The sequence below is a fragment of the Citrobacter sp. Cb041 genome, assembly GCF_030336655.1.
Classification (GTDB): domain Bacteria; phylum Pseudomonadota; class Gammaproteobacteria; order Enterobacterales; family Enterobacteriaceae; genus Citrobacter; species Citrobacter braakii.
The window spans coordinates 14,526-39,570 of sequence record NZ_JAOWDD010000026.1; the positions used below are offsets into that span (position 1 = coordinate 14,526).

The 25,045-nt window shown below is 52.4% G+C and carries 21 protein-coding genes and 4 tRNA genes; 21 read left to right on the forward strand and 4 right to left on the reverse strand.

What is annotated here, in order from left to right:
* Window positions 1-59 precede the first annotated feature (59 nt).
* Window positions 60-2,081, forward strand: a complete 2,022-nt coding sequence (gene rep / locus OGV52_RS01715) for a DNA helicase Rep (protein ID WP_016157836.1) — start codon at window positions 60-62, stop codon at window positions 2,079-2,081.
* Window positions 2,082-2,128: 47 nt separating this feature from the next.
* Here the strand turns inward: rep and gppA are convergent, their stop codons facing one another.
* Both gppA and rhlB read right to left on the reverse strand, forming a co-directional pair.
* Complete coding sequence (gene gppA, locus OGV52_RS01720; RefSeq protein WP_181636113.1) at window positions 2,129-3,613, reverse strand: guanosine-5'-triphosphate,3'-diphosphate diphosphatase; 1,485 nt, start codon at window positions 3,611-3,613, stop codon at window positions 2,129-2,131.
* 8 nt (window positions 3,614-3,621) lie between these two features.
* On the reverse strand, window positions 3,622-4,890 hold the full coding sequence (gene rhlB / locus OGV52_RS01725) for an ATP-dependent RNA helicase RhlB (protein ID WP_003829013.1): 1,269 nt from the start codon (window positions 4,888-4,890) through the stop codon (window positions 3,622-3,624).
* 143 nt (window positions 4,891-5,033) lie between these two features.
* Between rhlB and trxA the strand changes: the two genes are divergently transcribed.
* The 20 genes from trxA (at window position 5,034) to OGV52_RS01825 (ending at window position 22,204) form a co-directional block, all read left to right on the forward strand.
* Entirely contained in the window at window positions 5,034-5,363 is a 330-nt protein-coding gene (gene trxA / locus OGV52_RS01730) for a thioredoxin TrxA (protein WP_001280776.1), read from the forward strand.
* A 130-nt stretch (window positions 5,364-5,493) separates the two neighbouring features.
* Window positions 5,494-5,613: a rho operon leader peptide gene (locus OGV52_RS01735; protein ID WP_049259789.1), complete on the forward strand. Its 120-nt coding sequence runs from the start codon at window positions 5,494-5,496 to the stop codon at window positions 5,611-5,613.
* Between the two features lie 87 nt (window positions 5,614-5,700).
* Window positions 5,701-6,960 carry a transcription termination factor Rho gene (rho, locus tag OGV52_RS01740; protein WP_002437993.1) on the forward strand — a complete coding sequence of 420 codons (1,260 nt, stop codon included), beginning with the start codon at window positions 5,701-5,703 and terminating at the stop codon, window positions 6,958-6,960.
* A 249-nt stretch (window positions 6,961-7,209) separates the two neighbouring features.
* The gene (gene wecA, locus OGV52_RS01745) at window positions 7,210-8,313 is read left to right on the forward strand and encodes a UDP-N-acetylglucosamine--undecaprenyl-phosphate N-acetylglucosaminephosphotransferase (RefSeq protein WP_103767357.1); all 1,104 of its coding nucleotides are present in this window, start codon (window positions 7,210-7,212) and stop codon (window positions 8,311-8,313) included.
* Between the two features lie 12 nt (window positions 8,314-8,325).
* Complete coding sequence (wzzE, locus tag OGV52_RS01750; protein WP_047499574.1) at window positions 8,326-9,372, forward strand: ECA polysaccharide chain length modulation protein; 1,047 nt, start codon at window positions 8,326-8,328, stop codon at window positions 9,370-9,372.
* A gap of 55 nt (window positions 9,373-9,427) precedes the next feature.
* Window positions 9,428-10,558 (forward strand): non-hydrolyzing UDP-N-acetylglucosamine 2-epimerase, encoded by a 1,131-nt coding sequence (wecB, locus tag OGV52_RS01755; protein ID WP_047499573.1) that lies wholly within the window; start codon window positions 9,428-9,430, stop codon window positions 10,556-10,558.
* The gene (gene wecC, locus OGV52_RS01760) at window positions 10,555-11,817 is read left to right on the forward strand and encodes a UDP-N-acetyl-D-mannosamine dehydrogenase (protein ID WP_287107986.1); all 1,263 of its coding nucleotides are present in this window, start codon (window positions 10,555-10,557) and stop codon (window positions 11,815-11,817) included. The genes wecB and wecC overlap by 4 nt, the downstream gene beginning before the upstream one ends.
* Complete coding sequence (gene rffG / locus OGV52_RS01765) at window positions 11,817-12,884, forward strand: dTDP-glucose 4,6-dehydratase (RefSeq protein WP_287107988.1); 1,068 nt, start codon at window positions 11,817-11,819, stop codon at window positions 12,882-12,884. Before wecC ends, rffG begins: the two co-directional genes overlap by 1 nt.
* A gap of 28 nt (window positions 12,885-12,912) precedes the next feature.
* Window positions 12,913-13,794: a glucose-1-phosphate thymidylyltransferase RfbA gene (rfbA, locus tag OGV52_RS01770; protein ID WP_075849018.1), complete on the forward strand. Its 882-nt coding sequence runs from the start codon at window positions 12,913-12,915 to the stop codon at window positions 13,792-13,794.
* Window positions 13,772-14,449: a dTDP-4-amino-4,6-dideoxy-D-galactose acyltransferase gene (gene rffC, locus OGV52_RS01775; protein ID WP_141876194.1), complete on the forward strand. Its 678-nt coding sequence runs from the start codon at window positions 13,772-13,774 to the stop codon at window positions 14,447-14,449. The genes rfbA and rffC overlap by 23 nt, the downstream gene beginning before the upstream one ends.
* A 4-nt stretch (window positions 14,450-14,453) precedes the next feature.
* The gene (gene rffA / locus OGV52_RS01780) at window positions 14,454-15,584 is read left to right on the forward strand and encodes a dTDP-4-amino-4,6-dideoxygalactose transaminase (RefSeq protein WP_047499570.1); all 1,131 of its coding nucleotides are present in this window, start codon (window positions 14,454-14,456) and stop codon (window positions 15,582-15,584) included.
* A 1-nt stretch (window position 15,585) separates the two neighbouring features.
* The gene (gene wzxE / locus OGV52_RS01785) at window positions 15,586-16,836 is read left to right on the forward strand and encodes a lipid III flippase WzxE (protein WP_287107990.1); all 1,251 of its coding nucleotides are present in this window, start codon (window positions 15,586-15,588) and stop codon (window positions 16,834-16,836) included.
* Window positions 16,833-17,912: a TDP-N-acetylfucosamine:lipid II N-acetylfucosaminyltransferase gene (locus tag OGV52_RS01790; RefSeq protein WP_287107992.1), complete on the forward strand. Its 1,080-nt coding sequence runs from the start codon at window positions 16,833-16,835 to the stop codon at window positions 17,910-17,912. Before wzxE ends, OGV52_RS01790 begins: the two co-directional genes overlap by 4 nt.
* The gene (wzyE, locus tag OGV52_RS01795) at window positions 17,909-19,264 is read left to right on the forward strand and encodes an ECA oligosaccharide polymerase (RefSeq protein WP_094761733.1); all 1,356 of its coding nucleotides are present in this window, start codon (window positions 17,909-17,911) and stop codon (window positions 19,262-19,264) included. The genes OGV52_RS01790 and wzyE overlap by 4 nt, the downstream gene beginning before the upstream one ends.
* On the forward strand, window positions 19,264-20,004 hold the full coding sequence (gene wecG, locus OGV52_RS01800; protein ID WP_153689858.1) for a lipopolysaccharide N-acetylmannosaminouronosyltransferase: 741 nt from the start codon (window positions 19,264-19,266) through the stop codon (window positions 20,002-20,004). The genes wzyE and wecG overlap by 1 nt, the downstream gene beginning before the upstream one ends.
* A 278-nt stretch (window positions 20,005-20,282) precedes the next feature.
* Window positions 20,283-21,668, forward strand: a complete 1,386-nt coding sequence (gene thrP, locus OGV52_RS01805; protein WP_016155119.1) for a bifunctional threonine/serine APC transporter ThrP — start codon at window positions 20,283-20,285, stop codon at window positions 21,666-21,668.
* A 102-nt stretch (window positions 21,669-21,770) separates the two neighbouring features.
* Window positions 21,771-21,847, forward strand: a tRNA-Arg gene (locus OGV52_RS01810).
* Between the two features lie 57 nt (window positions 21,848-21,904).
* Window positions 21,905-21,980: transfer RNA gene (locus OGV52_RS01815), tRNA-His, on the forward strand.
* Between the two features lie 20 nt (window positions 21,981-22,000).
* A tRNA-Leu gene (locus OGV52_RS01820) sits at window positions 22,001-22,086 on the forward strand.
* A gap of 41 nt (window positions 22,087-22,127) precedes the next feature.
* Window positions 22,128-22,204 (forward strand) — tRNA-Pro (locus OGV52_RS01825).
* 459 nt (window positions 22,205-22,663) lie between these two features.
* Here the strand turns inward: OGV52_RS01825 and hemY are convergent.
* Window positions 22,664-23,863: a protoheme IX biogenesis protein HemY gene (gene hemY / locus OGV52_RS01830; RefSeq protein WP_047499566.1), complete on the reverse strand. Its 1,200-nt coding sequence runs from the start codon at window positions 23,861-23,863 to the stop codon at window positions 22,664-22,666.
* Window positions 23,864-23,865: 2 nt separating this feature from the next.
* Window positions 23,866-25,041, reverse strand: a complete 1,176-nt coding sequence (gene hemX, locus OGV52_RS01835) for a uroporphyrinogen-III C-methyltransferase (protein ID WP_019078439.1) — start codon at window positions 25,039-25,041, stop codon at window positions 23,866-23,868.
* Between the last annotated feature and the right edge of the window lie 4 nt (window positions 25,042-25,045).

Here is a 25,045-nt window from a genome sequence, read left to right on the forward strand (position 1 = left end):
CCTGGCGTCACTTTCTGCTACAATCCACATCCCCGTGTTTACAGATTGAGCAATCCTCTATGCGTTTGAACCCCGGACAACAACAAGCCGTCGAATTCGTCACCGGACCTTGCCTGGTGCTGGCGGGAGCGGGTTCCGGTAAGACGCGTGTTATCACAAACAAAATCGCACATCTGATCCGTGAATGTGGCTATCAGGCACGACATATTGCGGCAGTAACCTTTACCAATAAGGCTGCGCGTGAGATGAAAGAGCGTGTGGCGCAAACGTTGGGTCGTAAAGAAGCGCGCGGGTTGATGATCTCTACTTTCCACACTCTGGGACTGGATGTCATTAAGCGTGAATACGCCGCGCTAGGGATGAAGTCGAACTTCTCGTTGTTTGATGATACTGACCAGGTGGCCCTGCTTAAGGAATTGACCGAAGGGCTAATTGAAGACGATAAGCTTATCCTTCAACAATTGATTTCAACGATCTCCAACTGGAAAAACGATCTGATGACCCCAGCGCAGGCGGCAGCCAGTGCAAAGGGTGAACGCGATCGTATTTTTGCCCACTGCTATGGTCTGTATGACGCGCATATGAAGGCGTGTAACGTCCTCGATTTTGACGATCTGATCCTGCTCCCCACGCTGCTGTTGCAGCGCAATGAAGAAGTACGTGAGCGTTGGCAAAACCGAATCCGCTACCTGCTGGTGGATGAATATCAGGATACCAACACCAGCCAGTACGAGTTGGTGAAGTTGCTGGTGGGGAAACGCGCGCGCTTTACCGTCGTGGGTGATGACGATCAGTCGATCTACTCCTGGCGCGGGGCACGTCCGCAGAACCTGGTACTGTTAAGCAAAGATTTTCCGGCGCTGCAGGTGGTGAAGCTGGAGCAAAACTATCGCTCATCAGGGCGTATCCTGAAGGCGGCGAACATCCTTATTGCTAACAACCCACACGTCTTTGAAAAACGGCTCTTTTCTGAGCTGGGCTACGGCGCTGAGCTGAAGGTGTTGAGTGCGAATAATGAAGAGCACGAAGCAGAACGCGTGACCGGGGAACTGATTGCCCATCACTTTGTGAACAAGACGCAGTATAAAGACTACGCCATCCTGTACCGCGGTAATCATCAGTCGCGAGTGTTCGAAAAGTTTCTGATGCAGAACCGCATCCCATACAAAATTTCCGGCGGGACGTCGTTCTTCTCGCGTCCGGAGATTAAAGATCTGCTGGCCTATCTGCGCGTGCTCAGCAACCCGGATGATGACAGTGCATTTTTGCGCATCGTAAATACGCCAAAGCGTGAAATCGGTCCGGCCACGCTGCAAAAGCTGGGGGAATGGGCGATGACGCGTAATAAAAGCCTGTTTACCGCTAGCTTTGATATGGGACTTAGCCAGACGCTAACCGGGCGCGGATATGATTCTCTGACCCGCTTTACGCACTGGCTGGGTGAAATTCAACGTCTGGCGGAGCGCGAGCCGGTTGCCGCCGTACGCGATCTGATCCACGGCATTGATTACGAATCCTGGCTGTATGAAACCTCGCCGAGCCCGAAAGCGGCCGAAATGCGTATGAAAAACGTCAACACGCTGTTCAGCTGGATGACGGAGATGCTGGAAGGTAGTGAGCTGGAAGAGCCAATGACCCTGACTCAGGTCGTTACCCGCTTTACCCTGCGCGACATGATGGAGCGCGGAGAGAGCGAAGAAGAGTTGGATCAGGTGCAGTTGATGACGCTGCATGCTTCAAAAGGACTGGAGTTCCCGTACGTATTTATGGTGGGAATGGAAGAAGGATTTTTGCCACACCAGAGCAGCATCGATGAAGACAACATCGACGAAGAGCGTCGTCTGGCTTACGTCGGGATTACGCGTGCGCAGAAAGAACTTATCTTCACGCTGTGTAAAGAGCGCCGCCAGTACGGTGAACTGGTTCGACCGGAACCGAGCCGTTTCCTGTTGGAACTACCACAAGATGACGTTATCTGGGAACAGGAGCGTAAAGTGGTGAGTGCCGAGGAGCGGATGCAAAAAGGGCAGGCCAGCATTGCTAACATTCGGGCAATGATGGCGAAAGCCAAAGAGAAATAGGTATTTTGGAGGCCGGATAAGCGTAAGCGCTATCCGGCAGCCAGCATCTAATGCACTTCCAGTGGCCAGTGGACATAGCTTTGCCACTGTATTTCCTGATCGATTAACTCGGTACCTAATGGATGATGTTCCAGCCAGCCTTCCGGTAGCGTTAACGTCAGATTCTCATCCTGAGCTTGCAGGGTGATATGTGGCACTAAATCGTCGCGACGGCGAGCGGCGAAAATGATCGCCAGGCGTAGCAAACGGCAAAGGTGCTCCGCAATGCGTGGTGGCACAGCGTTTTGCTGGTGGAGTGAAGAGAGATCGACCGGATTAGTTTGGTTGAGCAACAGCGTGGCTAACAGTTTTTTCTGCGCGGGAGTAAAGCCCGGGAGATCGAGATTACGTACCAGCCAGGCGGCATGCAGTGGCGCCTGCTTATATTCTACGCTCAGTCCTATTTCATGCAACTGACAGGCACTTTGCAGCAGTTCACGACAAATGGCTTCAAGATGCCACTCATCTTTCACCTGTTCGAGTAAATGTACAGCCAATTGCGTGACGCGATTCGCCTGATCGGTGTCGACCATAAATCGACGCTGAATATTACGCAGCGTACGGCTGCGAATGTCCTGATCAACCGGCAAGTGCAGCATGCCGTAGACCAGACCTTCGCGTAGTGCGCCGCCGGCCAGAGTCATGCATTGAATATTCAGTTCGGTGAAAATGGCGATCAGAATGGCCAGTCCGCTGGGAAAAACCAGTGCGCGTTCCAGCGTTAACCCTTCTATTTCCAGCTCTTCCAGACGACCACAATGAATGGCGCGTTGTTTAAGCTGCTGAAGCTTGGCCAACGTAATGCGCTCATCCATGCCTTGCGCCATCATGATTTCCTGTAACGCCTGGACGGTGCCAGAGGCACCAACGCAAACTTTCCAGCCATGAAAACGCAGTTTGTCGGCGACCGGGCGCAGAACTTCGCGAGCCGCTTTCTCTGCTTCGTCAAAGTTTTCCTGTGCCAGATTACGATTGGTGAAATACCTTTCGAGCCAGGTGACGCAGCCCATTGACAGGCTGAACAGAGAGGTGGTTTGCGCGCCGGAGCCGGTAACCAGTTCAGTGCTGGCACCGCCAATATCAACAACAAGACGCTGATCGGCACCGCCGGTGGTGTGGGCAACACCTTGATAAATCAGCCGCGCTTCTTCTTCGCCGCTGATGACCTGGACAGGGCAGCCGAGGATCTCTTGCGCTTTGGCGATAAACTCATCGGCGTTTACCGCGATGCGTAATGTTGCCGTGGCGACCACACGGATTTGCGGCTGAGGGATATCCTGCAGACGTTCAGCAAACAGGCGCAGGCATTGCCAGCCGCGCTCCATAGCTTCAGCGGAAAGAACGTTGTCGCTGTTGAGGCCAGCGGCCAGACGCACCTTGCGTTTAATACGCGTGAGTGTCTGAATGCTTCCCGCCACCTCGCGTACAACCAGCATATGAAAACTATTCGAGCCTAAATCAATTGCGGCGTACAGCGAAGTGGTTGTGAGCATATATAACGTTAACCTGAACGACGACGATTACGCGGAGCACCACCGGTACGGCGTGGGCCATTGCCTGTGCGCGGACGCGTTAAGCGTAACGGCTTCGGCAGATCGGTCATCAGCGCATCCGGGTTGTACTTGCTGACCGGGATCGAGTGACCGATATAGGTCTCGATTGCTGGTAAATTCAGCGCGTATTCTTCACAGGCCAGGCTGATAGAGTGACCGCTTGCACCGGCGCGACCGGTACGACCGATACGATGAACGTAATCTTCACAGTCATCCGGCAGGTCATAGTTAAATACGTGCGTTACGGCTGGGATATGCAGACCACGCGCGGCGACATCCGTCGCAACGAGAATGTCGAGATCGCCACGGGTGAACTCATCAAGGATACGCAGACGTTTTTTCTGCGCCACGTCACCGGTCAACAGACCGACGCGATGACCGTCAGCGGCAAGGCTACCCCAGATATCTTCACAACGATGCTTGGTGTTAGCAAAGACGATGGCGCGATCTGGCCACTCTTCTTCAATCAGCGTTTGCAGTAAACGCATTTTCTCTTCGTTGGAAGGATAGAAGAGCTCTTCTTTAATACGGTGACCTGTCTTCTGTTCCGGTTCGACTTCAACGTACTCGGCGTTATTCATCTGTTCGAACGCCAGTTCGCGAACGCGGTAAGAGAGGGTTGCAGAAAACAGCATGTTCAGACGTTGGGTGGTTGGCGGCATACGACGGAACAGCCAACGGATATCTTTGATAAAGCCCAGATCGTACATACGATCGGCTTCATCCAGCACCACGACCTGAATCGCGCCCAGGTTAATGTGGTTCTGTTTTGCATAGTCGATGAGACGACCGGTCGTGCCGATAAGAATATCGACGCCGCTTTCCAGCACTTTCAGCTGTTTGTCGTAACCGTCGCCGCCATAAGCCAGGCCTAATTTCAAACCGGTGGTCTGTGCCAGCGGCTCGGCGTCAGCGTGGATCTGCACGGCTAACTCACGCGTTGGCGCCATAATTAACGCACGCGGTTGGTTCACCTTGCGATCGGCAATCGCGGGATGAGAGAGAAGATAATGAAACGTTGACGTCAGGAACGCCATCGTTTTTCCGGTACCGGTTTGCGCCTGCCCTGCAACATCACGACCTGCCAGCGTTAGCGGCAGCGCGAGGGCCTGAATGGGCGTGCAGTTATGAAAGCCTTTATTTTCAAGGGCTTCTATCACCTTTGGGTGCAGGGCGAAGTCGGAAAACTTCTGTTCTGTTAAATGTGTTTTGCTCATAGTGTGGTAGAATATCAGCTTACTATTGCTTTACGAAAGCGTATCCGGTGAAATAAAGTCAACCTTTAGTTGGTTAATGCTACATCAACACGTCGTTGATTAAGAGTACACCAACGCACCAGGCTTATTCCTGTGGAGTTAATATGAGCGATAAAATTATTCACCTGACTGACGACAGTTTTGACACGGATGTACTCAAAGCGGACGGAGCTATCCTCGTTGATTTCTGGGCAGAGTGGTGCGGTCCGTGCAAAATGATCGCTCCAATTCTGGATGAAATCGCTGACGAATATCAGGGCAAATTGACGGTTGCTAAACTGAACATTGACCAAAACCCAGGCACCGCGCCGAAGTATGGTATCCGTGGCATCCCGACCCTGCTGCTGTTTAAAAACGGCGAAGTTGCGGCGACTAAAGTCGGCGCGCTATCCAAAGGTCAGTTGAAAGAATTCCTCGACGCTAATTTAGCGTAAGGAAGTCTCATGATCGGGCGACCATACTTCGAAATGATTCGGATGACTGGACGCCCGACTTGAGTCGTGCTAAGTTAGTGTTGACTTCGTATTAAACATACCTTATTAAGTTTGAATCTAGTTATATCCAATACTTCCCGTTGTTTCTCGCGCGAGAAGTGGACAGATTCCTGGCTTGTCACTCAATCCGTCTTGTCGTTTCAGTTCTGCGTACTTTCCTGTGACCAGACAGCGAACAGACATGAGTTGATGGCCGTAAACAGGCATGGATGACCCTGCCATACCATTCACAACATTAAGTTCGAGATTTACCCCAAGTTTAAGAACTCACACCATTATGAATCTTACCGAATTAAAGAATACGCCGGTTTCTGAGCTGATCACTCTCGGCGAAAATATGGGCCTTGAAAACCTGGCTCGTATGCGCAAGCAGGACATTATTTTTGCCATCCTGAAGCAGCACGCAAAGAGTGGCGAAGATATCTTTGGTGACGGTGTGCTGGAGATATTGCAGGATGGATTTGGTTTCCTCCGCTCTGCAGACAGCTCCTACCTCGCCGGTCCTGATGACATCTACGTTTCTCCCAGCCAAATCCGCCGTTTCAACCTCCGCACTGGTGATACCATCTCTGGTAAGATTCGCCCGCCGAAAGAAGGTGAACGCTACTTTGCGCTGTTGAAAGTTAACGAAGTTAACTACGACAAACCAGAAAACGCCCGTAACAAAATCCTCTTTGAGAACTTAACACCGCTGCACGCAAACTCTCGTCTGCGTATGGAACGTGGTAACGGTTCTACTGAAGACTTAACGGCGCGTGTACTGGATCTGGCATCACCGATCGGTCGTGGCCAACGTGGTCTGATTGTTGCTCCGCCGAAAGCAGGTAAAACCATGCTGCTGCAGAACATCGCGCAGAGCATTGCTTACAACCATCCGGACTGCGTGCTGATGGTGCTGCTGATTGACGAACGTCCGGAAGAAGTTACCGAGATGCAGCGTCTGGTGAAAGGTGAAGTGGTTGCGTCTACCTTTGACGAACCAGCCTCCCGCCACGTTCAGGTTGCGGAAATGGTTATCGAGAAGGCGAAACGTCTGGTTGAACACAAGAAAGACGTTATCATTCTGCTCGATTCCATCACTCGTTTGGCGCGTGCTTACAACACCGTGGTTCCGGCTTCCGGTAAAGTTTTGACCGGTGGTGTTGATGCCAACGCCTTGCATCGTCCGAAGCGTTTCTTCGGTGCGGCGCGTAACGTGGAAGAGGGCGGTAGCCTGACCATCATCGCGACTGCGCTGATCGATACCGGCTCTAAAATGGATGAGGTTATCTACGAAGAGTTTAAAGGTACCGGCAACATGGAACTGCATCTCTCTCGTAAGATTGCTGAAAAACGCGTCTTCCCGGCTATCGACTACAACCGTTCCGGTACCCGTAAAGAAGAGCTGCTCACCACCCAGGAAGAGCTGCAGAAAATGTGGATCCTGCGCAAAATCATCCATCCGATGGGTGAAATTGATGCCATGGAATTCCTCATTAACAAGCTGGCGATGACCAAGACTAATGACGACTTCTTCGACATGATGAAGCGTTCGTAATTCAGGTCTCATCCGAAAACGCCACGTTTTTACGTGGCGTTTTGCTTTTGTGGCTGTAATCTTAACGACACAATAACGATAATACGGTATGACATACCGCATGGCGAAGAAGGGTTGTAATTCGTATTTTGTGGTTGCTAATCATACAGAACTACCTGATATGGAGCTGATATTGAGTCGGGTTTCTCTTCTGAATAATTGGCGGGATGGTTATACTTCGTATATTGATTTTCTCTGAGAGCATGTATAGTGAATTTATTGACAGCAAGTACTGATCTCATCAGTATTTTTTTATTCACAACGCTGTTTCTTTTCTTTGCCCGCAAGGTCGCGAAAAAGATTGGATTGGTGGATAAACCCAACTTCCGCAAACGTCATCAGGGACTGATTCCGCTGGTTGGGGGGATTTCAGTTTACGCAGGCATTTGCTTTACGTTTCTTATCGCCGATTATTATATCCCACATGCTACTCTCTACCTGGGTTGTGCTGGTGTACTGGTGTTTATCGGTGCCCTGGACGATCGTTTTGATATCAGTGTAAAAATCCGCGCAACCATCCAGGCCCTTATCGGCATCATTATGATGACGGTGGGTAAACTCTATCTGCTAAGTCTTGGCTATATTTTCGGCCCTTGGGAGATGGTGCTCGGTCCTTTTGGATATTTCCTTACCCTGTTTGCCGTCTGGGCGGCAATAAACGCCTTCAATATGGTGGATGGGATTGATGGTCTGTTGGGTGGATTATCTAGCGTGTCATTCGCCGCTATGGGGCTTATCCTGTGGTTCGATGGTCAAACAAGCCTGGCCATCTGGTGTTTTGCTATGATCGCCGCCATTCTGCCTTACATCCTGCTGAACCTGGGTATTCTCGGACGCCGCTATAAAGTTTTTATGGGGGATGCGGGCAGTACGCTGATTGGCTTCACGGTGATTTGGATCCTGCTGGAGACTACCCAGGGGCCAACGCATCCTATCAGCCCGGTCACCGCTTTGTGGATTATTGCCATTCCGTTAATGGATATGGTGGCAATTATGTATCGTCGCTTACGCAAGGGCATGAGCCCTTTCTCTCCGGATCGCCAACATATTCACCATTTAATCATGCGCGCCGGGTTTACCTCCCGACAGGCTTTTGTCCTGATTACCCTGGCTGCAGCTATTCTGGCATCTATTGGCGTGCTGGCTGAATATTCTCGCATTGTCCCGGAGTGGGTGATGTTAGTGCTCTTTTTACTGGCGTTTGTCTTGTACGACATCTGTATTAAACGAGCCTGGAAGGTAGCGAGATTTATCAAACGTTGGAAGCGTAAGCTGCGTAGAAACCGTGAAAGTAAACCAGACTTAACCAAATAAATTGAGGATGCGATGAGACAACCATTACCGGGGGAAGATGCCGTGAGCGCTGAAAATGAACTGGATATCCGTGGGTTGTTTCGTACCTTGTGGTCAGGGAAGGTGTGGATCGTCGGTATGGCTCTCGCCTTCGCGATAGCGGCCCTCGCCTATACGTTTTTTGCGCGTCAGGAGTGGAGCGCCACGGCGATTACTGACAGGCCAACGGTCAATATGTTGGGTGGCTTTTACTCTCAACAACAGTTTTTACGCAACCTGGATATTAAGGCCAGTCTCGCGTCCACGGACCAACCGTCAGTAATGGATGAGGCCTATAAAGAATTCATTATGCAGCTTGCCTCCTGGGATACACGCCGAGAATTCTGGCAGCAGACTGATTACTTTAAGCAGCGTATGGTCGGTAATAGTAAAGCCGATGCGGCGATGCTGGATGAACTGATCAATAACATTCAGTTTTTGCCTGGCGATACGCTGCGTAATACCAATGACAGCGTGAAGCTGATTGCCGAGACGGCTCCTGATGCCAACAATTTGCTGCGCCAGTACGTCGCGTTTGCCAGCCAACGCGCGGCACGTCATCTGAACGATGAGTTAAAAGGCGCATGGGCTGCACGCACTGTGCAGATGAAAGCGCAGGTCAAACGTCAGGAAGAAGTGGCAAAATCCATTTTCTCTCGCCGCGTCCACAGCATTGAACAAGCGCTTAAAATTGCTGAGCAGCATAATATTTCGCGTACTTCCACAGATGTTCCAGCTGATGAATTGCCGGATTCAGAATTGTTCTTACTCGGACGTCCAATGTTGCAGGCGCGACTCGAGAATCTGCAGTCAATTGGTCCGGATTTCGATATGGACTATTTCCAGAACAGGGCCATGCTGAACACCCTGAACGTTGGGCCAACTTTAGATCCGCGTTTTCAGACCTATCGTTATTTGAGAACGCCGGAAGAGCCGGTAAAACGTGACAGCCCTCGTCGCGCCTTCCTGATGATTATGTGGGGTATCGTTGGGGCTCTGATCGGTGCTGGTGTCGCGTTAACCCGTCGCCGTACGATTTAGCAATGCCGTTGCAGTGAGGGGCTGGGCTCTCACTGCCAATCCGAAGAGAATCGATGTGAAAGTACTGACTGTATTTGGTACGCGACCGGAGGCCATTAAGATGGCTCCTCTGGTTCATGCGCTGGAAAAAGATCCTGATTTTGAGGCGAAAGTTTGCGTTACGGCGCAGCATCGGGAGATGCTAGATCAGGTGTTGAATCTTTTTTCCATTGTACCTGACTACGATCTCAATATTATGCAGCCAGGTCAGGGACTAACAGAAATAACCTGCCGCATCCTGGAAGGGTTAAAGCCTATTTTGGCTGAATTCAAACCCGATGTGGTGTTGGTTCATGGTGATACCACAACCACGATTGCTACCAGTCTGGCCGCGTTCTATCAGCGCATCCCGGTGGGGCATGTAGAGGCTGGTTTACGTACAGGCGATCTCTATTCACCATGGCCGGAAGAGGCTAATCGTACGCTGACCGGGCGTCTGGCAATGTATCATTTTGCCCCAACAGAAAACTCGCGCCAAAATCTGTTACGAGAAGCTATCCCTGATGATCGTATTTTCGTCACGGGTAATACGGTTATTGACGCGTTGATCTGGGTTCGCGACCGCGTACTGGCGAGCGATGCATTGCGTGCTGAACTGGCAGAACATTATCCTTTCCTGAGCTCTGATAAAAAGATGATCCTGGTGACCGGTCATCGTCGGGAAAGCTTCGGTCGCGGTTTTGAGCAAATCTGTCATGCCCTGGCGGAAATAGCCGCGTCTAACCAAAATGTGCAGATTGTCTATCCGGTACACCTGAACCCTAACGTCAGTGAGCCGGTCAATCGCATCCTGGGTCACGTTGAAAACGTGGTGTTGATTGAACCGCAGGACTACCTGCCATTCGTATGGCTGATGAATCACGCCTGGCTGATCCTTACTGATTCCGGCGGGATTCAGGAAGAAGCGCCGTCTCTGGGGAAACCTGTGCTGGTGATGCGCGAAACAACGGAGCGCCCGGAAGCTATTACCGCAGGGACTGTACGCCTGGTAGGTACAGACCCACAGCGGATTGTTGAAGAAGTCACGCGTTTACTGCATGACGACAATGAATATCAGATCATGAGCCGCGCCCATAATCCGTATGGAGACGGGCTGGCATGTGACCGCATTTTAGATGCATTAAAAAATAATCGGATATCGCTATGAGTTTTACGACCATTTCTGTCATTGGGCTGGGTTATATCGGACTGCCAACGGCGGCTGCCTTTGCTTCCCGTCAAAAACACGTAATTGGCGTAGATATAAATCAACATGCGGTGGATACCATTAATCGCGGTGAAATTCACATCGTTGAGCCCGATCTGGGTGCGGTGGTGAAAACGGCGGTCGAAAATGGGTTTTTACGTGCGAGCGCGACACCCGTAGATGCTGATGCGTATCTGATTGCGGTGCCTACCCCGTTCAAGGGAGATCATGAACCCGATATGGTCTACGTAGAAGCCGCGGCGAAATCTATTGCGCCAGTTTTGAAAAAAGGCGCATTGGTTATTCTGGAATCCACTTCACCTGTCGGGGCAACTGAACAGATGGCCGCATGGCTTGCAGAAATGCGGGCTGACCTGACTTTCCCGCAGCAGGTCGGTGAACAGGCGGACGTTAACATTGCTTATTGCCCAGAGCGCGTACTGCCGGGTCAGGTAATGGTCGAACTGATTAAAAACGATCGGGTGATTGGAGGAATGACCTCCGTCTGTTCCGCGCGCGCCAGCGAGCTGTACAACATCTTTCTCGAAGGCGAATGTGTGGTGACCAACGCCCGCACCGCAGAAATGTGTAAGCTGACGGAAAATAGCTTTCGCGATGTCAATATCGCCTTCGCCAATGAACTGTCGCTGATTTGCGCCGATCAGGGGATCAACGTCTGGGAACTGATTCGCCTGGCAAACCGGCATCCACGCGTGAATATTTTGCAGCCCGGCCCTGGCGTAGGTGGACACTGTATCGCGGTCGATCCGTGGTTTATCGTGGCGCAGAACCCGCAGCAGGCGAAATTGATCCGCACCGCGCGTGAGGTAAACGATGGTAAACCGCATTGGGTGGTCGATCGGGTAAAGGCTGCCGTAGCCGACTGTCTGGCGGATACCAACAAACGGGCTAGCGAAGTGAAAATTGCCTGTTTTGGTCTGGCATTCAAACCCAATATTGACGATTTGCGTGAAAGCCCGGCGATGGGAATTGCGCAGAATATTGCGCAATGGCACAAAGGCGAAATGCTGGTGGTGGAACCGAACATCCATCAACTGCCGAAAAAACTGAATGGTATTTGCCAACTGGCGACGCTGGACGATGCTCTGGCACGTGCTGATGTGTTGGTCATGTTGGTTGACCATAATGAATTTAAAGGCATCAAAGGCGATGCGGTTCAACAGCAGTACATCGTTGATACCAAAGGGGTCTGGCGCTAATGAAACGAATTCTGGTTACCGGTGGAGCGGGATTTATCGGCTCGGCGGTTGTGCGACACATCATTCATGATACCGAGGATGCGGTGGTTGTGGTCGATAAGCTGACCTACGCCGGAAACCTGATGTCGCTGGAGCCGGTTGCGCAGAATTCCCGTTTTGCCTTTGAGAAAGTGGATATTTGCGATCGGGCATCGCTCGACAGGGTGTTTCAACAATATCAGCCGAACTGCGTGATGCATCTGGCTGCAGAAAGCCATGTCGATCGTTCAATTGATGGTCCCGCCGCCTTTATCAAAACCAACATTGTGGGAACCTACACGCTGTTGGAAGCGGCGCGCGCTTACTGGAGTACATTAGCCAGCGAGGAAAAATTGGCGTTTCGTTTCCACCATATCTCGACTGACGAGGTGTATGGCGATCTCCATTCCACAGATGATTTCTTCACCGAAACCACGCCGTATGCGCCGAGCAGCCCTTATTCCGCGTCGAAAGCCAGCAGCGATCATCTGGTTCGCGCCTGGCTGCGTACCTACGGTCTACCAACGCTGATTACCAACTGTTCCAATAACTATGGTCCGTACCATTTCCCGGAAAAACTGATTCCGCTGATGATCCTCAACGCACTGGCGGGCAAACCGTTGCCGGTATATGGCAATGGTCAACAGATCCGTGACTGGTTGTATGTAGAAGATCACGCCAGGGCGCTTTATTGCGTGGCGACGACGGGCGCGGTTGGGGAAACCTATAATATTGGTGGCCATAACGAGCGTAAAAACCTGGATGTTGTCGAAACGGTTTGCAGCCTGTTGGAAGAGCTGGCTCCGCATAAACCGCAGGGCATCGCGCAGTACCGCGACTTGATCGCTTTTGTGGACGATCGCCCAGGCCATGATTTGCGTTACGCCATTGACGCTTCAAAAATTGCGCGTGAACTCGGGTGGATGCCGCAGGAAACGTTTGAAAGTGGAATGCGCAAAACCGTGCAGTGGTATCTGGATAATCAGGCATGGTGGAAACCCGTGCAGGACGGCAGTTACCAGGGCGAACGTTTAGGTCTGAAGGGCTAACAGCCTGGTTTTGCGGAGGAGACAACGCATGAAAGGTATCATTCTGGCGGGTGGCTCAGGTACTCGCCTGTATCCCATTACGCGGGGCGTATCGAAGCAACTATTGCCCATTTACGATAAGCCGATGATTTACTACCCGCTATCGGTACTGATGCTGGCGGGAATTCGCGAAATCCTGATTATCACCACTCCGGAAGATAAAGGCTATTTCCAGCGTTTGCTGGGCGATGGATCTGAGTTCGGCATTGAACTGCACTATGCTGAGCAACCGAGCCCGGATGGATTAGCGCAGGCTTTTATTATCGGTGAAACGTTTCTTAACGGTGAACCATCGTGCCTGGTGTTAGGGGACAACATCTTCTTTGGTCAAGGATTCAGTCCAAAACTGCGTCATGTAGCCGCCAGAACGCAAGGCGCGACGGTGTTTGGCTATCAGGTCATGGACCCTGAACGTTTTGGTGTTGTTGAGTTTGATGACAATTTTCGCGCAGTCTCTCTGGAAGAGAAGCCGAAAGCGCCGAAATCTAATTGGGCGGTGACAGGGCTCTATTTTTATGACAGCAAAGTGGTGGATTACGCGAAACGCGTGAAACCTTCTGAGCGTGGGGAGCTGGAGATTACGTCTATCAACCAGATGTATCTTGATGACGGACATCTGACGGTTGAATTGCTTGGGCGTGGCTTTGCCTGGCTGGATACCGGTACGCATGACAGTTTGATTGAAGCGAGCACTTTTGTGCAGACGGTGGAGAAACGCCAGGGCTTTAAAATAGCCTGTCTGGAAGAAATCGCCTGGCGTAACGGCTGGCTGGATGACGAAGGCGTGAAGCGTGCCGCCAGTTCACTGGCCAAAACGGGTTATGGTCAATACCTGCTGGAGCTGCTCCGTGCTCGTCCGCGCCAGTATTGAGCCGCTTAGCTGGGAAAATACGTTCTTTGGCGTGAATAGCGCCATTGTCCGTTTTGACCAACGCGCGCCGGTTCTAACCGCGGATGCGTTGCTGCCCTGGTCGCGTGTACAAGCAAAAATACTTGCCGCAAATAGCCATGAATTGGATGCTCTTCAGCATTTGGGTTTCTCACTGGTAGAAGGTGAAGTCGATTTTGTACTGCCGGTGACGTGTGCCTGCGGCGACCCCGGTGCGCAGGTCGCGCAACCTACGGATATCCCGGTATTACGCCATCTGGCAGGACAGGCATTTGCGCAAAGTCGTTTTCGCGCCCCGTGGTATGCCGAAGATGCCAGCGCGCGTTTTTACGCACAGTGGATTGAAAACGCGGTGCTGGGGACGTTTGATCACCAATGCCTCGTTTTTCGTAAACCGACTGGTGAGATTCGTGGCTATGTCTCGCTGCGTGAACTGAATGCGACCGAGGCGCGAATTGGCCTGCTGGCCGGGCGTGGTGCGGGTGCAGAACTGATGCAGGCCGCGCTTTGCTGGGCACAGGCCCGCGGTAAAACCACATTGCGTGTGGCGACCCAAATGGGTAACACCGCCGCGCTTAAACGTTATATACACAGTGGTGCGAATGTGGAAAGCACCGCGTATTGGTTATACAGGTGACACGATGATTCCATTTAATGCACCGCCGGTGGTGGGAACTGAACTCGATTACATGCAGTCTGCGATGAATAGCGGCAAACTGTGTGGTGACGGTGGCTTTACCCGTCGCTGTCAGCAGTGGCTGGAGCAGCATTTTGGCAGCGAGAAAGTGCTGTTGACGCCCTCCTGCACCGCATCGCTTGAGATGGCGGCATTGCTGCTGGATATCCAGCCTGGCGATGAAGTCATTATGCCGAGCTACACGTTTGTCTCTACGGCCAATGCCTTCGTGTTGCGCGGCGCGAAAATCGTCTTTGTTGATATTCGCCCGGATACCATGAACATTGACGAAACGCTGATTGAAGCGGCGATCACCGATAAAACCCGCGCTATTGTGCCGGTACATTACGCGGGCGTGGCCTGCGAAATGGATACCATCATGGGGCTGGCCACTAAACATAACCTGTATGTGGTGGAAGATGCCGCCCAGGGCGTCATGTCGACCTACAAGGGGCGTGCGCTGGGTACGATTGGTCACATCGGCTGCTTTAGCTTCCATGAGACCAAAAACTATACCGCAGGCGGGGAAGGTGGAGCGACGCTGATTAATGATAAAAAATTAGTCGAGCGCGCAGAGATCATCCGTGAAAAAGGGACGAACCGTAGTCAGTTTTTCCGCGGCCAGGTAGACAAGTATACCTGGCGTGATATCGGTTCCAGCTATTTGATGTCCGATCTGCAGGCGGCTTATCTGTGGGCGCAGTTGGAAGCGGCTGATCGTATTAACCAGCAGCGTCTGGCGCTGTGGCAAAAGTATTACGATGCCCTGGAACCGCTGGCGCGTGCCGGGCGTATTGAGCTGCCTTCGATACCGGAGGGTTGCGTACAGAATGCCCATATGTTTTACATCAAACTGCGCGATATCGACGATCGCACGGCGTTGATTAACTTCCTGAAAGAAGCTGAAATTATGGCGGTGTTCCACTATATCCCGCTGCATGATTGCCCGGCTGGCGATAAATTCGGCGTGTTTACCGGTGTTGATCGTTACACCACCAAAGAGAGCGAACGCCTGCTGCGTTTACCGCTGTTCTACAATCTGTCGCCGGTGAACCAGCGAACAGTCATTACGACCTTACTCAACTACTTCGCCTGATATGTCGCTTGCAAAAGCGTCCTTATGGACGGCGGCCAGTACGCTGGTAAAAATTGGTGCAGGTTTGCTGGTTGTGAAGTTGCTGGCGGTGTCGTTTGGACCGGCAGGCGTGGGGCAGGCGGGTAACTTCCGCCAGATGGTCACCGTGCTTGGCGTGTTGGCGGGGGCCGGCATTTTCAATGGCGTCACGAAATACGTTGCGCAGCATCATGACGATCCGGCCCGGCTCCGTAAGGTGGTTGGTACATCTTCCGCGATGGTGCTGGGATTCTCTACGCTGATGGCGGTGATTTTTTTGCTGGCGGCCGCACCTATCAGTCAGGGATTATTTGGTCATACTCATTATCAGGGGCTGGTTCGACTGGTTGCGCTGGTGCAGATGGGCATTGCCTGGGCGAACCTGCTGCTGGCGCTGATGAAGGGCTTCCGCGATGCGGCGGGTAACGCGCTGTCGTTGATTGTGGGGAGCCTGGTGGGTGTAGCGGCTTATTATGGCTGTTATCGCCTGGGAGGGTATGAAGGCGCCTTGCTGGGCCTGGCGCTGGTACCTGCGCTGGTCGTAATCCCTGCCGCTATAATGCTGATTAAGCGTGGGACTATCCCCCTGCATTACCTGAAACCCTCGTGGGATAACGGTCTGGCAGGGCAGTTAAGCAAGTTTACGCTGATGGCGCTGATTACCTCCGTAACGCTGCCAGTGGCATACGTGATGATGCGAAACCTGTTGGCGGCGCAGTACGGCTGGGATGATGTGGGGATCTGGCAGGGGGTGAGCAGTATCTCCGATGCTTATCTGCAATTTATCACCGCCTCATTCAGCGTTTACTTGCTGCCGACGTTGTCGCGTTTGACTGAAAAGCGCGACATTACACGCGAAGTGATCAAGTCGTTGAAATTCGTGCTGCCGGCGGTTGCTGCCGCAAGCTTTACCGTCTGGCTACTGCGCGATTTTGCTATCTGGCTGCTTTTCTCCGCTAAATTCACCGCCATGCGCGACCTGTTCGCCTGGCAACTGGTCGGTGATGTGCTGAAAGTCGGCGCCTATGTTTTCGGTTATCTGGTGATCGCGAAAGCGTCGCTGCGGTTTTATATCTTGGCAGAAATTAGCCAGTTCATGTTATTGACGGCGTTTGCACATTGGCTGATCCCTGCACATGGTGCGCTGGGCGCGGCACAGGCTTACATGGCAACGTACATTGTCTATTTCTCTCTTTGTTGTGGCGTGTTTTTACTCTGGCGTAGGCGGGTATGACTGTACTGATTCACGTTCTGGGATCGGATATCCCTCACCATAACCAAACCGTGCTGCGGTTTTTCAACGACTCGCTGGCCGCGACGAGCGAGCACGCACGCACGTTTATGGTTGCAGGTCAGGATGCCGGATTCAGTGAGAACTGCCCGGCGTTATCGCTAAGCTTCTATGGTGGGAAAAAGGCGCTGGCTGAAGCGGTTATCGCGAAAGCAAAAGCGGATCGCCAACAGCGTTTTTTCTTCCACGGTCAGTTCAACACCAGCCTGTGGTTAGCGCTGCTGAGCGGGGGAATTAAACCGGATCAGTTTTACTGGCATATCTGGGGCGCGGATTTATATGAAGTCTCCAGTGGACTGAAATTTCGCCTGTTTTACCCCATTCGCCGTATGGCGCAGAATCGCGTGGGCTGCGTATTTGCCACGCGGGGTGATTTGAGCTATTTCGCCGAACAGCATCCGCGCGTGCGTGGCGAGTTGCTCTATTTCCCAACGCGGATGGATCCCTCGCTCAATAATATGAGCAACGCGTGTCAGCGCAGCGGCAAGATGACGGTGCTGGTTGGCAACTCTGGCGATCGCAGCAATGAGCATATTGCCGCGCTACGCGCCGTCCATCAGCAGTTCGGCGACACGGTGAATGTGATTGTACCGATGGGGTACCCCGCCAATAATGCGGCTTATATCGACGAGGTTCGTCAGGCCGGCCTGGCATTGTTTAGCGCTGAGAATCTGCAAATTTTAAGTGAAAAGCTGGAATTTGATGCCTATCTGACATTATTACGTCAGTGTGATTTGGGTTACTTTATTTTTGCCCGTCAGCAGGGGATCGGTACCCTGTGTTTACTGATTCAGGCCGGTATCCCGTGCGTGCTCAACCGTGAAAATCCCTTCTGGCAGGATATGGTGGAACAGAATCTCCCGGTGTTATTTACCACTGATGAGCTCAATGAAGGCGTCGTACGCGAAGCGCAGCGCCAGTTGGCATCGGTAGATAAAAATACAATAACCTTCTTTAGCCCGAATTATCTGCAGCCGTGGCACAACGCGCTGCGCATTGCTTCAGGAGAAACTGTATGAGCCTGATGCAATTTTGCGGTCTGCTGGTGGTATGGCTGCTCTCCACCTTGTTTATCGCCACGCTGACCTGGTTTGAATTCCGCCGCGTGCGTTTTAACTTCAATGTTTTCTTCTCACTGCTGTTTTTGCTGACGTTCTTCTTCGGGTTCCCGTTGACCAGCATACTGGTGTTCCGTTTTGATGTGGCAGTTGCTCCGCCGGAGATCCTGCTGCAGGCCTTGCTGTCAGCCGCCTGTTTCTATGCCGTCTACTACGTGACGTATAAAACACGCCTTCGCAAGCGAGTCGAGGATAAGCCACGCAGGCCGCTATTTACCATCAATCGCGTTGAAGCGCATTTGACCTGGGTTATCCTGATGGCGATTGCATTGGTGAGCGTGGGCGTCTTCTTTATGCACAACGGATTCCTGCTGTTCAGACTGCAATCCTACAGCCAAATTTTTTCCAGCGAAGTCTCTGGGGTCGCTCTGAAGCGTTTCTTCTACTTCTTCATTCCGGCAATGTTGGTGGTCTATTTCCTGCGTCAGGACAGCAAAGCGTGGTTATTCTTCCTGGTGAGTACCGTCGCGTTTGGTTTGCTGACCTATATGATTGTTGGCGGGACGCGCGCCAATATCATCATTGCGTTTGCCATCTTCTTGTTTATCGGCATCATTCGCGGCTGGATTTCGCTGTGGATGCTGGCCGCCGCGGGCGTGCTGGGTATCGTCGGGATGTTCTGGCTGGCGCTGAAGCGCTATGGGATGAACGTTAGCGGCGACGAGGCGTTTTATACCTTCCTGTACCTCACGCGCGACACCTTCTCGCCGTGGGAGAATCTGGCGCTGTTGCTGCAAAATTACCACAATATTGAGTTTCAGGGGCTGGCGCCGATTGTCCGTGACTTCTACGTCTTTATCCCCTCCTGGCTGTGGCCTGGGCGGCCGAGTATTGTCCTCAACTCAGCGAACTACTTTACCTGGGAAGTGTTGAACAACCACTCAGGTCTGGCGATTTCGCCGACGTTAATTGGTTCACTGGTGGTGATGGGCGGGGCGCTGTTTATCCCGTTAGGCGCGATTGTCGTTGGACTCATCATCAAGTGGTTTGACTGGCTGTATGAGTTAGGCAACCGCGAAACCAATCGCTACAAGGCGGCGATTCTGCACAGTTTCTGTTTTGGCGCTATTTTCAATATGATCGTGTTGGCACGTGAAGGGCTGGATTCGTTTGTCTCGCGAGTGGTCTTTTTCCTCGTGATTTTCGGCGTTTGTCTGCTGGTGGCAAAACTGCTGTTTTGGCTATTCGATAGTGCGGGACTCATCCATAAACGAATCAAATCGCTGCCCCGGACACAGATTGAAGGATCGTAATGACAGATAACACAACTGCGCCACTCTACTCGCTGCGCGGGTTACAATTGATTGGCTGGCGCGATATGCAGCATGCGCTAAATTACCTGTTTGCCGAGGGACATCTCAGGTCAGGAACGCTGGTGGCAATCAACGCGGAGAAGATGCTGACGGCAGAAGATAACCCTGAAGTGCGGGATCTGATCAACGCTGCTGAGTTCAAATATGCGGATGGGATTAGCGTGGTGCGCTCAGTGCGCAAAAAATTCCCGCAGGCGCAGGTTTCACGCGTGGCAGGGGCTGATCTTTGGGAAGCGCTTATGGCGCGAGCCGGGCAGGAAGGAACGCCTGTCTTCCTGATTGGTGGCAAGCCTGAAGTTCTGGCGCAAACGGAAGCCAAACTGCGTGCCCAGTGGCGCGTGAACATTGTAGGCAGTCAGGACGGTTATTTTACCCCGGACCAGCGCCAGGCGTTGTTTGAACGTATCCACGCCAGCGGTGCGCAGATTGTGACGGTGGCGATGGGCTCGCCGAAACAAGAGATCTTTATGCGTGACTGCCGGAAGACTCACCCTGAAGCGCTGTATATGGGCGTCGGTGGTACCTACGACGTCTTTACCGGTCACGTTAAGCGTGCGCCGCGAATCTGGCAGAGTCTGGGGCTGGAGTGGCTGTATCGCTTATTGTCGCAGCCAAGCCGTATCACTCGTCAAATTCGCTTATTACGCTATCTCCGCTGGCACTATACCGGCAACCTCTGACGCCCTCTCTCCTCTGATAAGTAGCGTGATCTGCTAATTACGCTACTTATTCACAACATAATCGCTGCTTTCTCGCACAATCTATTTATTTTTTGAATGCTTTAATTGCCATTTAAGCGATTTTAGGAAACCATTCGCAACAATCATTGCAGTGCCGTGGTGTTTTTGACGCCAACCGTTAAGCGGTCGGTGCCGTATGGCCTGTTATGGCATAACAAGATGTACCCATAACGAGAACCGGTAATACCGGACAGTATGCAAACACAACAAGAGGATTTATGGCCGAGAACAAACCTGAGCTACAGCGTGGGCTGGAGGCTCGTCACATCGAATTAATTGCCCTTGGGGGGACTATTGGCGTCGGGCTATTTATGGGGGCCGCCAGTACCCTGAAATGGGCGGGACCTTCGGTTCTGCTGGCATACATCGTCGCCGGGCTGTTCGTCTTTTTCATTATGCGTTCTATGGGGGAGATGTTATTCCTCGAGCCGGTTGCCGGTTCATTTGCTGTTTACGCCCATCGTTACATGAGCCCCTTCTTTGGTTATCTCACTGCCTGGTCATACTGGTTTATGTGGATGGCGGTGGGGATATCAGAGATTACCGCCATCGGGGTGTACGTCCAGTTCTGGTTCCCGGAAATGGCACAATGGATACCCGCACTGATTGCTGTCGGACTGGTTGCGTTGGCAAATCTCGCCGCGGTTCGCCTGTATGGTGAAATTGAGTTCTGGTTTGCCATGATTAAAGTGACCACCATCATTGTGATGATCGTCATTGGATTAGGGGTGATTTTCTTCGGTTTTGGCAATGGCGGTCAGGCGATCGGCTTTGGCAACCTGACCGAGCACGGCGGCTTCTTTGCTGGTGGTTGGAAGGGCTTCCTGACGGCATTGTGTATTGTCGTGGCTTCTTACCAGGGCGTGGAGCTGATCGGCATTACTGCGGGTGAAGCGAAGAATCCGCAGGTCACGCTGCGGAGTGCAGTAGGGAAAGTGCTGTGGCGTATTCTGATTTTCTACGTCGGTGCGATTTTTGTTATCGTCACTATTTTCCCGTGGAATGAGATTGGCAGTAACGGTAGCCCGTTTGTTCTCACCTTTGCCAAGATTGGTATTACCGCCGCGGCAGGGATTATTAACTTTGTGGTCCTGACGGCGGCGCTGTCGGGCTGTAACAGTGGGATGTACAGCTGTGGGCGTATGCTTTACGCGCTGGCAAAGAATCGCCAGCTACCTGCCGCCGTTGGAAAAGTTTCGCGCCAGGGCGTGCCGGTTGCCGGCGTGGCTATTTCTATCGCGATCCTGCTGGTTGGTTCGTGCCTGAACTACATCATTCCCAACCCGCAGCGTGTGTTCGTTTATGTCTATAGCGCCAGCGTGCTGCCGGGGATGGTGCCGTGGTTTGTGATCCTGATAAGCCAGATACGTTTCCGTCAGGCGCATAAAGCGGCGATCGCCAGTCATCCCTTCCGCTCGATTCTGTTCCCGTGGGCGAACTATTTGACGATGGCGTTCCTGATTTGCGTATTAATCGGCATGTACTTTAATGAAGATACCCGAATGTCGCTGTTTGTTGGCATTATCTTCTTACTGGCCGTGACGCTCATTTATAAGGTTTTTGGCCTGAATCGTCATGGCACAGCCCAAAAATTGCAGGAATAAGCGACAAAACGCACAAACCATGACCAAACGATAATTTATTTTAAAAAAGCACTAGACAGCAGACCGAGACCTCCGTAATATCCAGCCCCGCAACGGCGCTAAGCGCCCGTAGCTCAGCTGGATAGAGCGCTGCCCTCCGGAGGCAGAGGTCTCAGGTTCGAATCCTGTCGGGCGCACCATTTAGTAATGGTGCCGGAGCTGCGGTGGTTTTAATACCGCGTAAAAGATTTGCAGTGGTGGCTATAGCTCAGTTGGTAGAGCCCTGGATTGTGATTCCAGTTGTCGTGGGTTCGAATCCCATTAGCCACCCCATTAATTTAAAGTTGTGAAATGCGAAGGTGGCGGAATTGGTAGACGCGCTAGCTTCAGGTGTTAGTGTCCTTAGGATGTGGGGGTTCGAGTCCCCCCCCTCGCACCACGACTTAAAGAATTGAACTAAAAATTCAAAAAGCAGTAAAACGGCGAGTAGCGCAGCTTGGTAGCGCAACTGGTTTGGGACCAGTGGGTCGGAGGTTCGAATCCTCTCTCGCCGACCAATTTTGAACCCCGCTTCGGCGGGGTTTTTTGTTTTCTGATTTTCCCTTCTCAGCCTTTATTTCCCCGAATTTCCTGATGTCTTAAAAAGTCCGGTTCCATTGTTTTTGCAGTGCAATCGTGGCATGCCTTGTGCAATAATATACGGGTAGATGCTCATTCCATCTCTTATGTTCGCCATCTGGCCTCATAAACTCAGGAATGATGCAGAGCCGTTTACGGTGCTTATCGTCCACAGACAGATGTCGCTCTGGCCTCATCAAACACCATGGACATAACGTTGAGTGAAGCACCCATTTATGTTGTCATACAGACCTGTTTAACGCCTGCTCCAAAAGAGCGGGCGTTTTTTTATGCATATACACCTCATCCTTCAAGTCGCCTCGAAGCATCTCGAATGATTTGGTGTATATGAAATAACGGTAGGCCCGGTAAGCGAAGCGTCACCGGGCAAGAAGGAATTACTGTGGGGGATTGTTGTTCTGCAGCGTCAACATCAGGCCATCACGACGCATGGTGGCGGCTTCTTCCGGCTGATGCAGTCTGTCCAGCGCGTCAGCAAGCCAGGCGTAGTCATAGGCATCTGGACGCTGTTTGAGAGCGGCACGGAAGGCGAACGTGGCTTCCTGCCATTCGCCGTGCTTCATTAGCGACTGGCCCAGCGTGCTCCACAGTAATGGGCGATCGCCGACGGCTTTAATCTGCTGGCGCAACACTTTTTCTATCTGTTCCGGGTTGTTGGTTTTCAGACGCGGGATCGGCAGCACCAGGCGGTCGTCATACTGGCGTTTAAGACCATCAATGATGACCTGCTGTGCCGTATCGTGATCGTCACACTCAATCAGATGTTCAGCCATTGCCACCTGCAGGGCAACCTGGTGACGGGTTTTACGGTTCTGGTTTTTCCACCATGCACGTAGCCCCTCGCTGCCCTGATCGGCGCGAACCTGATCCATCAGACCAACCCATGCCTGCTGTTCCAGCATCGCGCGGTGCTCGTCATCACCCACGTGCGCTTTTGCCATGGATGGAATGATATCCAGTAACGAACTCCATGCACCGGTACGAATGTAGGCCTGTTCAGCCAGACGCAGCACTTCCGGATGACGTGGCGTCACTTCCAGCAGTTTATCTACGCTGTGGCGCGCGGCGTGATTTTCATTACGCGCCAACTGCAGGCGAACGCGAGTGATTTCTACCGGGATCGTATCATTTCCGGCCAGTTCGGTAGCACGCTCAAGGTGTTGGTTGGCACGTGCTTCGTCACCGCGCTGTTGAGCCGCTTCTGCCGCCAGCAGGTAATTCACTACCGGCTGTTCTGCATGATCGGCGTTTTTCGACATCAGCTTTTCAACCTGCTGATAATCGCCTTCTGCCAGCTTGAGCAGCGCCTGCTCCGTCTGCTTACGGGCGCGACGACGCTTCCGACCGACAAACCATCCGCGGGTATGCGCGCCAGTGCGGAAAATTCGGCGCAGCAGCCATTCAATCGCAAACAAGACGACCATTGCGACGATCAGAATGATCACCAGACCCGTCACGCTGGTTTCGATATTGTAATTATCCGTCTGGATCAGTACGTAGCCCTGATGACCGGCAATCATTGGACCGACAACGATCCCGGCGATCAACAGCACAAAGAGCAATAATACTTTTAGCATCATTATTCTCCTTGCGGCGCAGTTGCCGGAGTTTCAGCTGAAGGCGCAGGAGCTGCTGCAACCGGCGCTGTGGCAGGCTGTGCCAGTAAATTACGTACGCGGGTCTGCATGAGCTTGTCGAGAAGCGCCTGGCTCTGCAGCGTTTCCGGTACGTCCATGCTGATGCTTTGTTGGCTCAGTTGGTCTACCTCTTCAAGGAAAGCTTTGGTGGCTGCATCGTCGGTGTCGTAGTAGGCGCGCACCCAGGTGGAGACGTTTTCCAGCGCCTGGCGATATGTTTCCTCCTGATGACGCGGCACGGCCTGGGCGGCCACTAACAGGCGAGAACGGATATTTTCACGTAAGTAAACGTCCTGGTTCGGTGCCAGCAGTGGGACGGCGGTTTCATCACGACGGCGAACGGTGATAAAGCTGTCCATAAAGTTCTGCCAGCTTTTTTGCAGATTGACGCGCCATTCGCTGATCGAGCTGGAAAGCTCGCTGCTGTCGGAATCCATCGGCGAATCGTCGGTGTCGTTGTCGGCCAGACGCAGATTATCAATCTGGTTAGAGAGCTGATTCACTTTCAGGATAATGCCGTCATAGTCGACCTGAGTCACCGCAGAGAGGCTCGCGATATCGTCGGTAATCGCGCGACGGGCGGTTATCAGGCTTGGGTCATTCATATCCGCCAGGCTGGCGTCAGCGCTTTTCAGCAGCGCCGCGGCGGTAGTAACGTCCTGATCGCTCCATAATTTGCGACCGGCCAGTTTCACCAAGAAATCAGCCTGCGCCAGCAGCCATGTCCCGGCATCGCTGCCGGAGATAGTAGCGACTTTTTGCTGGACTTCGTCAAGCTGTTTGACCAGCGCGGCCTGCTGGCGAGCGGCTTCATCCAACTGCGTTGCCTGCTGCTTAATAATGCCTTCCAGCTCAGCTTTTTGGCTTTCTTGCGCTTTTTGCAACGCTGTAAGCTGGTTCGCCAGCGCATCGCTGGTTGCTGTCTGCGTTGTTGCCTGCTGTTTCCCCCAACCGTACAGCCCAACGCCTGCAGCCAGCGCAATAGCAATCGCCACAGCGCTCAGAATCAGCGCCGTGCTGTTCTTACTCTTTTTTTCAGTATTGACTGGCTGTGACGTGGTTTCCACGGCTTCCCTGGTCTCTTCAACCACGGCGGAGGATTTTTCTTGTTCCGTCATTATG